Here is a 12,987-nt window from a genome sequence, read left to right as displayed (position 1 = left end):
CATGGGCCCCAGCATGCTCGTTGCTCAGCACCTTAGCAAAGTGGTCACCAGCGCGGAAGGTGAACTCACCATCCTGCACCCCATGTCGCTGGAGCTGGCCGCAGGGGACAGCCTTGCCATCGTCGGCGCCTCAGGTTCAGGCAAATCGACCCTGCTTGGGCTGCTGGCCGGGCTCGATCAGCCCAGCCAAGGTTCGGTGACGCTCGCCGGGCACGACCTAGGCGTGCTCGATGAGGACCAGCGGGCCCGCATTCGGGCCGAGCACGTGGGCTTTGTGTTCCAGTCGTTTCAGTTGCTCGACAGCCTCAATGCGCTGGAAAACGTGATGTTGCCGTTGGAACTGCATGGTCGCGCAGACGCGCGCGATCACGCGCGCACCTTGCTCGAACGCGTAGGGTTAGGGCAACGGCTTACCCATACGCCGCGGCAGCTGTCGGGCGGTGAGCAACAGCGGGTGGCTCTTGCCCGTGCTTTTGCTGCTCAGCCCGCCGTACTGTTTGCCGACGAACCGACGGGCAACCTCGACAGCCATACGGGCGAGCGCATCAGCGACCTGCTGTTCGAACTGAATCAGGAGCGCGGCACCACCTTGATCCTTGTGACCCATGACGAGCGGCTGGCTCGCCGTTGCCACCGCCATATCCGCCTGGATGCGGGCCAGTTGGTCAGCCCCTTGGAGGCCGGATGAAGGGCATGCCGGCGCCCCGCCTGCTGGGGCTGGCCTGGCGACAGCTGCTGCGCGATCTTCGGGCCAGCGAAGTGCGGGTATTGTTCTTTTCGCTCCTGGTCGCCGTGGCGGCCAGTACCGCCATCGGGTATTTCGGCGCCCGGCTCAATGCCGCCATGCAATTGCGTGCCAGTGAGTTCCTGGGCGCTGACCTGGTACTGCAGGGCAGCGCCCCGGCCGCGGCGCCACAGATTGCAATCGGCGAGGCTTTGGGGCTGCATCACGCGCAGGTGGTCGAGTTCACCAGCGTGGTGGGCGCAGATAACGGTATCCAGCTCGCGGGGGTCAAGGCCGCCGATAACGCCTACCCATTGCGCGGCCAGGTGCGCAGCGCCGCCGAGCCTTATGCCGAGGAAAAACCAGGCGGCGGGCCGGCAGCCGGCGAGGTGTGGGTAGAACCACGGCTGCTGGCGGCATTGGGCATGAACGTCGGCGACAGCATCGATGTGGGCATGAAGGCCCTGCGCATGAGCCGCGTACTGACCTATGAACCGGACCGGGCAAACAACTTCTATAGCTTGACCCCACGGGTGATGATGAACCTGGCGGACCTGTCAGCGACCGGCGTGGTGCAACCCGGCAGCCGCGTGACATACCGTGACCTGTGGAGCGGCCCTGCCGAGGCATTGGCGCAATACCGCGCCAGCGTCGAGAACACGCTTTCGGCCAGCCAGCGGTTGCGCGACACCCGCGATGGCAACCAGCAGATCGGCGGCGCATTGGGCAAAGCCGAGCGTTACCTGAACCTGGCCAGCCTCGTTGCAGTATTGCTGGCCGGTGTCGCCGTGGCGCTGTCTGCCAGTCGCTATGCCGCCAGGCGCCTGGACGCCAGCGCCCTGCTGCGTTGCCTGGGCCTGTCGCGGCGCCAGGCGCTGCTTCTGTACAGCCTGCAGCTGGCCATGCTCGGACTTGCAGCTGCAATCGTGGGCGCCGCAGTGGGCTGGCTTGCGCAGCTGGGTTTGTTCAAGCTGCTGCACGGATTACTGCCCAGCGACGTGCCGCCAGGGAGCCTGTGGCCGGCCTTGGCTGGCGTCGCCACGGGGCTGGTCGCGCTGGCAGGCTTTGCTCTGCCGCCGATTGCAGCCTTGGGTAAAGTGCCCCCGTTGCGGGTGCTGCGTCGTGACCTGCTCCCTGTACCTCCCAGTAGCTGGCTGGTCTACGGTGCAGCCCTGTTCGCCCTGGGGCTTATCATGTGGCGATTGAGCCTTGACCTGCTGCTCACCTTCGCACTCCTGGCAGGCGGCCTGGCGGCAGCCCTGGTGCTGGGCGGGTTGCTGTGGCTGGGTTTGCGCAGCCTGCGCCGACTCCTGTCAGGGGCGCCGCTGGCCTGGCGCCTGGGGCTGGGGCAGTTGCTTCGCCACCCCACGGCCGCCGCCGGGCAGGCCTTGGCTTTCGGGCTGATCCTGCTCGCCATGGGCCTGGTCGCGCTGCTGCGTGCGGAGCTGCTCGACACCTGGCAGGCACAGCTGCCTGAAGATGCCCCGAATCATTTCGCACTCAATATTCTGCCTGACGACCAGGACCGCTTCGCCCAACAGCTCAAACAGATCAACGCCGCTGCGGCTCCCCTGTACCCAGTCACACCTGGGCGGCTGATCGAGATCAACCAGCAGCCGGTCCAACAGATCGTCACGAAGGACTCTGCAGGCGAACGCGCCGTGCAACGGGACCTGAGCCTGACATGGGCGGCGCAGTTGCCTGACGGCAATCAATTGACCGGTGGTCATTGGTGGCAAGGATCACCAAGCGATGACGATGTACCTGGCGTATCGGTGGAGGCCCAGCTCGCCGAAAGCCTTCAGCTGAAACTGGGGGACAGGCTCACGTTCGATATTGGGGGCCAGCAGCGCCAGGCCAAGGTGACCAGTCTGCGCAGCGTTCACTGGGACAGCTTTCAGCCCAATTTCTACATGATCTTCCAACCCGGTACGTTGCAAGGGCTGCCTACCACCTATCTGACGAGTTTTTACCTCGCACCCGGGCATGATCAGGAAATCGTCGCCCTGTCACGCGCATTTCCTGCGGTGACCATCCTTCAGGTCGATGCATTGCTCGCCCAGCTACGCAGCATACTTGCTCAGGTCACGCTGGCTGTAGAGTACGTGCTGCTGTTCGTACTGGCCGCAGGAATGGCCGTTTTGTTCGCAGGCCTTCAAGCCACCTTGGATGAGCGCATTCGTCAAGGTGCACTGTTGCGTGCCCTGGGGGCCCAACGCCAATTGCTGACCAAGACACGGCGCATCGAATTCGGCTTGCTGGGAGCACTGAGCGGTTTGCTGGCGGCGCTGGGGTGCGAACTGATCACCTTCGTCTTGTATCACTACGCTTTCGCACTGCCGTGGAGCCTGCACCCGTGGTTGCTGCTGATGCCCGTTGCAGGCGCGCTGCTGGTCGGCTGCGCGGGTGTGCTCGGCACTCGCCGCGCACTTAACGCCTCACCGCTGGTGGTCCTGCGTGAAGGGTGAAGCCAGGACGGTTCTGCGTGACGCAGGACCGTCTTGGCGACATGCCAGGCTTACAGCGAGCAGCTGCCCAGGCCGTGCTTCTCCAAATACCGCTGCTGGTCCTGGTCAGCCAAATGAAAGTCACCCAATGGCAAGATGACGGTCGCCACTGGCTTGCTCAGTTTCCCTGAGGCTTCCAAGTATTGCTTGGCGGCTTGTGCCAGTTCAGCCTGAGCAGGGTTACTCACGAAGAGTGCAGAGCGATATTTGACGCCAATATCCGTGCCCTGACGGTCGACCGACGTAGGATCATGCAGCGCCCAGAAATGCCCCACCAGTTGGCTGTACGACGTCAGGCCTGGATCGAAGTCGACCTGGACCACCTCGATCATGTCAGCCTCCCCTTGGGCCGATTGCGCAAAGCCCACTCGGCTGTCTACTACACCCGGCAAAGCCCGGAAGGCCGCTTCGGCGCCCCAGAAGCAGCCCGCACCAAAAGTCGCCTGCTCCACACGTTGCTGTGGTTGTCTGTCCGTCATGGTGTGATGCCCTCTGGCTCAATCGCGAAGTGTCTATGAAGTTGTTCGATATGTTCAGGGCCGATACCACAGCACCCGCCTATGATCGTGGCGCCTGCGGCGACCCAGTTTCTGGCCCAGTCCAGGTAGGGCTCAGGCCCGAGGTCTGCACGGATGTCCAGTAACGTAGTGTTGGCCTCGGCCTCTTGCGACACCGGCGGGAAAGCGTTGGCATAAACCCCCAGCTCCACACGCTGCTCAATACCGCCAAGGACGGCCTGAGCCTGCTCCAACGCAGCCCCCATGACCTCTGGCTGACTGCAATTGAACAGCACTGCCTTGGCTCCGACCGAGAGGGCGCAGCGCACGCCATCAGCCACCGACTCCCCTGAACGCAAACGTGGCGCGTGATCGGCATCGTCGATCAGCGTATAGGACACCCACAGCGGCTTGGAACGCTCACCCAGCGCCTGGGCAGCGGCCTGCACTTCGGCCGTTGAGCTTTGCGTTTCAGCCAGCCATACGTCTACATGCTCTTGCAGCCCTGCAATCAGCTCCTGATGGATGGCCACAGAAGCCTGATGGTCGAACAGGTCGGGTCGATAAGATCCGAGCGCCGGCGGCAGGGAGCCGGCGACGCGTACAGGGACAGCGCTTTGCGAAGCCGCTTGGCGAGCAAGCCGTCCTGCGCGATCGGCAAGCGCTCGCCCCTGCTCGGCGAAGCGCGTCTGGCCTAGGTGAAAAGGCACCACAGCATAACTGTTGGTCGTCACGACCCGCGCGCCGGCCCTTATGAACGCCTCGTGCGCCTGGAGCACGTGCTCTGGGGACTCGATCAGCGCGAGCGCTGACCATTCCGGTTGCCTGAAAGGCGCTCCGCTGCGCTTGAGTTCCCGCCCCATTCCGCCGTCAAGCAGGTGAATCGGACCCTGGCTCATTGGGCTTGGCCCTGTGCGGGAGCTGCGGCCAGCCATTGATCGACGGTGGCCTGATGATCCTGGATCCAAGCCTTGGCTGCGACATCAGCAGGTACCTGTTCCTTTTCGATCTTCAGTATCAACGCATTGAGATCGCTGGGGTCAATGGCGAAATTGTGCAGGAACGCTGCGACCTTCGGCGCGCGTTTTTGCAGCCCAGCGGATGCAAGCACATAGACCTTGGCATCGGGGAACGCGCAGGTGATCTTGCTCTTGTTCAGCCAATCGGCGTCTACTGTAGGGCTTATGAACTTCCAGCATCCATCGGCCTTGTAAAGCGGATCACCCTTCTTGTTGTCCTGGGCATAGCCGTCAAACGCCGGCTCTTCCAGGCGCCGCAGGTCGAATGCCGAAAACACCCAATCGGGCGTGTAGGCGTAGAACACCACACCGCGCTGCGCTTTGTAGGCTGACGCCAGCTTGGCGTACGTCACCGAGGCCTCGGTCGAGATCGCTTCAAACTTGTCGGCAAAGCCGTAATCCTTGGCCTTGATCTGGCCAATGTAGGTGGATTCCCAACCCGCAGGGCCCACCAGCAACTGCGCCTGACCACCGCCCAACGGCTCGAACAGCTTGGCCACTTCAGGCTTGTTGAGATCGTAGATGGACTTGACGCCGTATTTGTCCTGCAGGTAACCCGGGATGTAGAAGCCCTGAACACCGGTGTACGGATGGGCATTGGGTACCAAGGACTTGGTCCCACCGCTGACGTACTTGGCCCAGGCCGCCGACTGGTTCGGCAGCCAGATGTCGGTCAGCACGTCAACCGAGCCATCCCCTTTTGCCGCAACGCTCAATAGCACAGGCACATCGCCTGCCAGGTAAGAAACTTCGCCATCCAGACGGCTCTGAATGACTTCGCCCAGGATGTGTTGAATGGCAATCGCGCCGGTCCAGTTCTGCTCACCGATGACGATCGATTCCTTCGCCGAGGCTGCTGCAGGCAAGATAAGGGAAACCAGCAGTGCGGCGGTCCCCAGTTTGCTGGGCAGGTGTCTGTTCATGTGGGTTCTCGCTGTGTTCAGGTACGAAGAGGGTCTTGCTGGCGCAAGCTCGATTGAATGATCCGGTCGGGTATGAGCGCGCACAGCACTATCGCCACGCCTGCCAGCACGCCCTCCCCGCCTTTGATGTTGCGCAGCGCAGTCATGACGTCGTAGCCCAGCCCACCAGCGCCGATCAGCGCGGCGACCACGACCATCGACAGGCTCATGACGATGGTCTGATTGATACCCAGCAACAGGGACCGGCGTGCCAACGGCAACTCCACCTTGAGCAGCGCTTGCCAAGGGCTTGCGCCATGGGCGAGCGCTGCCTCGACGGTTTCCTTGGGTACTTCCTGGATGCCAAGCGATGTCAGACGGATCATCGGCGCCAGGGCGAAAACCACCGTGGCGATCACAGCCGGGGTCTTGCCTACCGAGAAAAAGGCCACTGCAGGGATCAGATAAACGAACGTTGGCAGCGTTTGCATCACATCCAGTAGCGGTGTGACCAGCCGTCGCACCCGCGCGCGCTTGGCCAGCAGGATTCCGGTCGGAACGCCGATGAGCAATGCAATCAACACCGAAGAGCCGACCAGCGCCAAGGTGGAGACAGTGCGCTCCCAGAAGCCGAACAGACCGATGTACAAGACTGCCGCAGTGCTGGTCAGCGCAAGCGTCGTTCCAGCCGAGCGCCAAGCCAGAAGTACCAGCGCCAAGGCAGGAACGGGCCAAGGCAGCCAGCCCAGCCCACTCTCGATACCGTCGATGACGCCGCGTACGATGTAGATGACCCCAATGAAAGCACGCTCGAAGTTCACCTGCGACCATGCGATGAACTGGTCGATGCTCTGGGCCACCTGCAACATCAGCTGACGGTCAGCCGGAAACTGCTGCAAAACGTGACCTGTCTCGGGTGCAAACACACGCCAGATCACCAGCACCTGACTCACCATCAGTACTGCAAGCGGCACCGCCCAGCCTGACTCGGAGAGCGACACCGGTTGGCGACTCAACGAGGCCGCTATGATTCGGTTCGTCACGAATACGGCCAGGGCCGCCAGGGCTGCCAACGTCGATGAACCGACGATGCTCTGGGCCAATACCGCAAGCGCTGCGAGTTCAGTGGCCAAGCAGAGCCAGAAGGCGCCGCCTCTGCCGGCGGCGGCCAGCGCCGCAGGCCCCATCAACAGGGCTTGCCAGCGGCCAACGACGGTGCGGCCAGGCATTGCTCGGGTCTTGTCTTTCGGAGCCGCAGGGGCGACGGAACGTGCGCGCGGCATGACCTTGGTGTGGTCCTGAAAGAAGTCGGCCACTTCGCTGTCGGCCGGTGCTTCCAGCAATTGCGCTGGGGTACCGACCTGAACGAGGCGACCTTGGCGCATGATCGCGATCCTATCACCCAGGCGCAGGGCCTCTGCGGGGTCATGCGTAACCAACAAGGTGGTAATACCGCGCTCACGGACTAACGCCATGAAGTGATTTTGCAGGTCTCGTCGAATGGTAGGATCGAGCGCGCTGAAGGGCTCGTCCATGAGCAGGATGTCCGGTTCGCTCACCAAAGCCCGCGCCAGGCCGACCCGCTGCTGCATGCCGCCGGACAGCTGGTGGGGATAATGCTCGGCCCAGCCCTCCAGCCCGACTGCGCGTAGCTGCACCTTGGCTGCTGCATGACGGACCGCTTCCGGGGTACCCCGCAATTCCAATGGCAATGCGATATTGTCCAGGACGGTGCGGTGGGGTAACAGCCCGAAGTGCTGGAAGACCATGCCGATACGCCGGGACCGCAACGCTCGCAGCGCCCTTGCGTCCAGGTCGCCGATGGCCTGACCATCGACCAGGACTTCGCCACTGGAGGGCTTTATCAGGCGGTTGATGTGCCGAAGTAACGTGGACTTTCCGCTGCCGGATGTGCCCATCAAGCACAACACTTCTCCCCGCCGCACTTCCAAGTTGACCTGATCGACAGCGGGCAACACGGATGCGCCGCCAGGATAGGCCTTGGTAACGCCCCTGAACTCAAGGACGGCATCGACGCCACGCCCTCTGTCGTTGTCAGGACGAGCGATAACGTGGCGAGACGGAAGGGGATTCTCGGCCAAGGCACTCTGATTGATTGTCACGGGGGACTCCGAGCATGAAACCACTGTTGCAAGCAGGCGCTGGCTTCAGGGGGTGAGATTGATTAAGCCGCAAGCCTGCGACCTGAATGATCGAGCGGCTGCAAGCTGATCGGCGAACGCAGCGAATCGCGCCGATCGAGTTAAATCTAATCGATCTTAAAAATCTTTTATAAATATCTTTTTGGAATTAGCTTAGGCGCAGGCCCACGCTTGCGCCAAGCCTCATTTGCGTTGGTTGCAAGCGCGCCAACTGAGAAGGTCGCCAAGCCTGACGTGCCTGGCGCTTGAGGGGGCGAGAAGCCTCGCAGATCACCAGGCTTTCGAATCAAGACCGCGCATTGTGCGACGGCGGTGAACGGCTACCTGAAGAGACATTGAAGACTAGGCGGCCTTGCAACCGAGGCTGCGCATCAGATCGCGGGTTGCGTCGAGAAAGACGTCGTTGATCGCCTCGACACACTCTGGCGTCAAGCGGCTTGAAGGGCCTGACAGCACTAATGCACCGACTAATTCATCACCTGCCCCGTAGACGGGAAAGGCTACCGAAGCCGCATGCGGGTCCGTGGCCCCCATCGAGAAGAACGGCTGCTGCATGGTGATGCCGCTGGCAAACGGTGTACGCAATGCCTGGGCGCCGGCAGCATCGTCCATCGGACGCATATCGCCAGGTTGAACGTGCATGCGTAGACGATGGGGGGAATTCACCCGGTACTGACACATGCGGTAGGCCCCGTGGCGCACGTAGAACGACGCCGTTTCACCCGTACGCTCGGCCAGAAGGTGCAGCCTGGGCATCACGTGCCGCTCCAGATCGATACCCTCTTCGTACACGGCGTTAAGCCGCATCACTTCACTGGCCAGTTGATAGCGACCGTCGGCCATGCGGTTGACATAGCCGTGATTCTCAAGCGAAACCATCAGGCGCATGATGGTACTTTTGATCAGCCCGGTACGCTCGACAAGCTCGACGAGCGTCAGCGCCGTGTCCCCCACCTGAAACGCAGAAAGCACCGTCAGCACGCGGTCGGCCGAAGCCACTCCATTGACCGCTGGACGCGGCCGGACATTTACCATCGAGAGTTCCTCACCTGTGAATGATGCAAGTCATTGTCGGCATTGAAAGCGTCCATTATCTGGCAATGCCCCGACGACCGCCATCACAGCTGACCACGTCGATTGCAATGTTGCGAATTCTGCAGCGAAGGAACGCCGCCTGATCGAGCCCATCTGGTTGGGAGCTGGCCTGCAATCAGGGGAATCAACCGCTCAGCTCATGAGCTGATAGGTCTCACGGGCAGTCTCGCTGAACAGCCGATTCTTTTCAGGATCGGTAAAGTCTGTCACTACACGCTTGAACGCGTTCCACAACACGTCGTAGCCGAACATGCCCTTGTCCACCGGGAAGTTGCTTTCGAACATGCAACGCTCCACGCCGAAGCAATCTATGGCATGCAACAGATAGGGTCGCCATTGCTCGGCCAGGATGACCGAGCTTGGCGGTTTTAGGGCAAGGTGGTAGTCGAACCCCGCGACTTTCATACCCAGCCCCCCTAGCTTCAGTCGCACATTCGGACATTGCGCCAACCGGCAAAGACCTGCCGACCACTGCATGAACACCGCATCGCGTTGACCGGCGTATGGGCCAGCCCCTAGCGGCCCGCCGAGGTGATCAACGACGATCAGCAGGTCGGGAAAGGCTCGGGCGACCTCAAGCACTTCATCGAGCTGGGTGTGGTAAGCCCAGACCTCCAGTACCAGCCCACGCTGTTGAAGCTGAGCAACGCCTCGGTGAAACGCAGGTTCCAGAAGCACGCCGGGAGGTGGCGGCTTGGGGTTGGAAATCAGCCTCGGATCGGCATGCCAGGCAGTGGTGTTGCGAATACCGCGCAGGCGCGTCCCAGCACAAGCCAGCATCTCGTCGAGCACCGGCGCCACCGCATCGCCAAGCGACAGATTGGCGCCTGCGACAATGGCCGCACATAGCCGCAAGTCCTGCAGCAGGCCGCTGGCACTGTACGCAGCGACACCGTTGACGTATTCCACCTCACCTACCGGCTGGAAGGCCTCTGGACGATCGACAGCCAGCATCGAGCGGCACTGCACGTAAATGGAACCCACCACCCGATGACCACACGCCAGGTCGGCCAGGTAGTCTTCGGCAAGGTAGCGCTGGCCGGGGCGGTCCCACAGGTGGTGGTGAGCGTCGATGATGACGCGCTCAGGCTCCAGGGCGGCTTCGCGCCACTGGGCAAGCCACTGCGGCCGCACCGGGGCGTGGGGTGTTTGCATGTTCATCTCCTGTTCGCCGCACCGATATCCCTCCATGCCATCCGCTGAGGGCTGGCATGAAGGGGCATCGATGCGGTGAAGCACTTAGCCCTGCATGCCCCAGCGGCGCACGGTGACAAGTTCGATGCTGCGAAATACCAGGCCTTCGACCACCAATCCGATGACGATGACCATCAGCAAACCGGCAAAGACGTTAGGCGTTTCCAACGCGTTGCGGTGCTGGAAGACATACCAGCCCAGGCCTCCGGAATTACCGGACACCCCGAATACCAGCTCGGCGGCGATCAGGGTGCGCCAGGCAAACGCCCAGCCGATTTTCAGTCCCGCCAGAATGGACGGTACAGCAGCGGGGATGAGAATACGCGTGACCAGGCGCAAGCCGCGCAAACCATAGTTACGCCCTGCCATGCGTTGGGTATGGCTGACAGATTGAAAACCGGAATAGGTGTTGAGCGACACGGCCCACAGTACCGAATGCACAATCACCAGCATGAGGCTCTGTATACCCAAACCGAACCACAGCATGGCCAGGGGCAGGATCGCAATGGCTGGCAGCGGGTTGAACATCGCAGTGAGTGTCGCCAGTACGTCCGTGCCCAAGCGGGTCGACACGGCCAGTGAGGTCAGGATCGCTGCCAAACCGATGGCCACGGCATAGCTCATCAAAAGTACCTTGAGTGAGCTGAACACGGCCTGGGGCAGTACACCATTAAGCAGGTCCCCAACCATCGCCACTACGGTCTCGCTGAAGGCTGGGAACATCAGCGGGTTGTCCAGATAACGGGCATAGAGTTCCCATATCAGGGCCAACATCACCAGCACCAACGCCCGGCGTATCCCGGTATGAGCGAGAACACGCTCTACCAGACCCAGTTGCCGAGCGACGTCCCCTACCTGTCCCGGTGGCACAGGTGCATACTCCACATCGGCGCGTGGCTGGATCGAAGGCTTATCCATGGGCTGTCTCCGTGTGGCCGAAAAGCATATGGCTGATACGCTGGTGCAGTTGAGCGAACAGCTCGCTGCCCTGGTCGGCGAAGCCGAATGCGCTGGCATCGAGTTCTGCACGTACCTGCCCCGGGTGTGGCGTCAGGACCAGGATTCTTGTACCCAGAACAATGGCCTCGTCGATCGAATGGGTCACGAACATCAGGGTGAACGGTGCTTGCTCCCACAGTTCCAGCAGCTCTTGCTGCATGCGGCGTCGGGTCAACGCATCAAGCGCGGCGAAGGGTTCATCCATCAACAGCATCGCAGGCTCCATTGCCAGCGCTCGGGCGATGGCAACCCGCTGCTTCATCCCGCCTGACAACTGGTGCGGATAAGCATCCTTGAATTTTTCAAGCCCCACCTTGGCGGCGGCACGCGCCGCGCGTTCGGTAATTTCGGTGCGTGGAAATCGCCTTGTCATCTGCATCGGGAACATGATGTTGGCCATTACCGTCTTCCATGGCATCAACTGATCGAACTCCTGGAAAACCATCATGCGATCAGGGCCAGGCTCCCGGATTACCTGTCCATCCAGGCAGATCTGGCCTGCCACGGGTTCGATAAATCCTGCGACGCTCTTGAGCAGGCTCGATTTGCCGCAGCCTGATGGCCCCAGCAGGACAAAGCGGTCATTGCGCTGTACGTCAAAAGAGACCTGGTGAGTCGCGGTGATCAATTGGTCACGGGTCTTGTACTGCAACGTCACGTTATCCACGCAAAGCAACGCACGGGTCTTTGCCTGTGAGGGGGCGGCGATGGGAGATAACAGACTCATCAGCTCCCCTCCCCATCAGCGACCGGTGCGAAGAAAACCGACTGCCAGTTGTCCGGGGCTTTTTTCAAGGCCCCCGAACGCACCATGAACTCGGCCAGGGCCATGACGCCGCTCGGCTGCACGGACCATTCACCGCTGACCTGGCGCAGCATGTCTTCGACCTGATCGAGCGACAGACTGGACGGCTCGCTGGCCAGGAACAGCTCTGCGGCTTTGCGTGGCTCCTTGCGGATATACGCATTAGCTTCGTTGATCGCCGCTACTACCGCGGCACTCAGTTGGGGGTTGTTCTTGACGAAACGTCCTGTGCTGGTCAGTACACCGCTGGTCATGCGCTTGTCGAGCTCGCTCGAGAAGTCGAACAACTTGCTTACACGAGGGTCCTGGCCCAGCTGATAGCTGTACGGATTGGGCCCGATATAGCCTTTGATCCCAGCCTTGTTGAGCAGGCTGGACATTGCATCGGGATGAGGCAGGCTCACCATCAAGTGATCGAGCTTGTGTATTTGATCAGGGCCAAACTGTCGCTGCGCAGCCATCTGCAGCAACAATGCCTGCTGGCCACTGGGAGAGCTGACGGCGATCTTGTCATCGGCTTTGAAATCGGCGAGTGACTTGATCGCAGGGTCATTCACGAACAGCGCGTTGTCCCCTGCCACCAGCGCGCACAACGCTCGCACATCCAACGATCGACGCGTCTTTTCCCAGGCAATCAGCGTGCCTGACAAACCATAACCACCGATATCGACGTTGCCACTGATCAGCGCGTCATTGATCGCTGGCGCACCACTGATGCGCTTGATCTCGAAAGAGGCTTGCGGCTGACCATGGGCCTGGGCTTGCTGACGGAACAAGCCCAGTTTGTCAGCAACGGTAACTGGCAAGTAGGCGTAGCCGTACTGGATCGCCAGGGTTACGCGGTCTTGCTCGGCCAGTGCGGGGCTGCCGAGCGCGCCTAGGGCCAAGACCCATGAAAAGGCCTTCAAGGGCCGCGTCAGGCGACGACTCAAACGCAATGAGCGCTTCTGCATAGCAATCTCCAGTTGTTTTTATTTTGGAACGCCATTTCCTTTAGAGAAACTCATAAACGGTATAACCGTGTCAAGCGTGAAAATCTCTAACCAAGCCTCTCGCATTTTTCTAAGTCATGATTTATTTTGA

The 12,987-nt window shown here is 61.2% G+C and carries 11 protein-coding genes; 2 read left to right on the top strand and 9 right to left on the bottom strand.

Going from position 1 to position 12,987, the window contains the following annotated elements; all coding sequences use genetic code 11:
• Position 1: 1 nt before the first annotated feature.
• Together CWR53_RS08395 and CWR53_RS08390 are read left to right on the top strand one after the other, a co-directional pair.
• A complete protein-coding gene (locus CWR53_RS08395) occupies positions 2-688 on the top strand; it encodes an ABC transporter ATP-binding protein (RefSeq protein WP_058603802.1) in 687 nt (228 codons plus the stop codon).
• Positions 685-3,192: an ABC transporter permease gene (locus tag CWR53_RS08390; protein WP_100851234.1), complete on the top strand. Its 2,508-nt coding sequence runs from the start codon at positions 685-687 to the stop codon at positions 3,190-3,192. The genes CWR53_RS08395 and CWR53_RS08390 overlap by 4 nt, the downstream gene beginning before the upstream one ends.
• A 50-nt stretch (positions 3,193-3,242) precedes the next feature.
• On the opposite strand, the gene msrA is transcribed toward CWR53_RS08390, so the two are convergent.
• The 9 genes from msrA to CWR53_RS08345 all read right to left on the bottom strand — a co-directional run bounded on the left by msrA (position 3,243) and on the right by CWR53_RS08345 (position 12,857).
• Complete coding sequence (gene msrA / locus CWR53_RS08385) at positions 3,243-3,710, bottom strand: peptide-methionine (S)-S-oxide reductase MsrA (protein WP_058603800.1); 468 nt, start codon at positions 3,708-3,710, stop codon at positions 3,243-3,245.
• Positions 3,707-4,627 (bottom strand): homocysteine S-methyltransferase family protein, encoded by a 921-nt coding sequence (locus CWR53_RS08380; protein WP_058603799.1) that lies wholly within the window; start codon positions 4,625-4,627, stop codon positions 3,707-3,709. Before CWR53_RS08380 ends, msrA begins: the two co-directional genes overlap by 4 nt.
• Complete coding sequence (locus tag CWR53_RS08375; protein ID WP_100851233.1) at positions 4,624-5,670, bottom strand: glycine betaine ABC transporter substrate-binding protein; 1,047 nt, start codon at positions 5,668-5,670, stop codon at positions 4,624-4,626. Before CWR53_RS08375 ends, CWR53_RS08380 begins: the two co-directional genes overlap by 4 nt.
• 17 nt (positions 5,671-5,687) lie before the next feature.
• Positions 5,688-7,718 carry an ATP-binding cassette domain-containing protein gene (locus CWR53_RS08370; RefSeq protein WP_058603941.1) on the bottom strand — a complete coding sequence of 677 codons (2,031 nt, stop codon included), beginning with the start codon at positions 7,716-7,718 and terminating at the stop codon, positions 5,688-5,690.
• 435 nt (positions 7,719-8,153) lie between these two features.
• A complete protein-coding gene (locus tag CWR53_RS08365; protein ID WP_078478792.1) occupies positions 8,154-8,846 on the bottom strand; it encodes an IclR family transcriptional regulator in 693 nt (230 codons plus the stop codon).
• A 192-nt stretch (positions 8,847-9,038) separates the two neighbouring features.
• Positions 9,039-10,061, bottom strand: a complete 1,023-nt coding sequence (locus CWR53_RS08360; protein WP_100851231.1) for an amidohydrolase — start codon at positions 10,059-10,061, stop codon at positions 9,039-9,041.
• 84 nt (positions 10,062-10,145) lie between these two features.
• Positions 10,146-11,018 (bottom strand): ABC transporter permease, encoded by an 873-nt coding sequence (locus CWR53_RS08355; protein WP_100851230.1) that lies wholly within the window; start codon positions 11,016-11,018, stop codon positions 10,146-10,148.
• Positions 11,011-11,826, bottom strand: coding sequence for an ABC transporter ATP-binding protein (locus tag CWR53_RS08350; RefSeq protein ID WP_100851229.1), 816 nt, complete (start codon positions 11,824-11,826; stop codon positions 11,011-11,013). The genes CWR53_RS08355 and CWR53_RS08350 overlap by 8 nt, the downstream gene beginning before the upstream one ends.
• The gene (locus CWR53_RS08345; protein WP_058603794.1) at positions 11,826-12,857 is read right to left on the bottom strand and encodes an ABC transporter substrate-binding protein; all 1,032 of its coding nucleotides are present in this window, start codon (positions 12,855-12,857) and stop codon (positions 11,826-11,828) included. Before CWR53_RS08345 ends, CWR53_RS08350 begins: the two co-directional genes overlap by 1 nt.
• Between the last annotated feature and the right edge of the window lie 130 nt (positions 12,858-12,987).

The organism is Pseudomonas sp. SGAir0191 (assembly GCF_002812565.2).
Classification (GTDB): Bacteria; Pseudomonadota; Gammaproteobacteria; order Pseudomonadales; family Pseudomonadaceae; genus Aquipseudomonas; species Aquipseudomonas parafulva_B.
The sequence above is the reverse complement of the archived record's forward strand: the minus strand, read 5'-3'. Positions and strand labels throughout refer to the sequence as shown.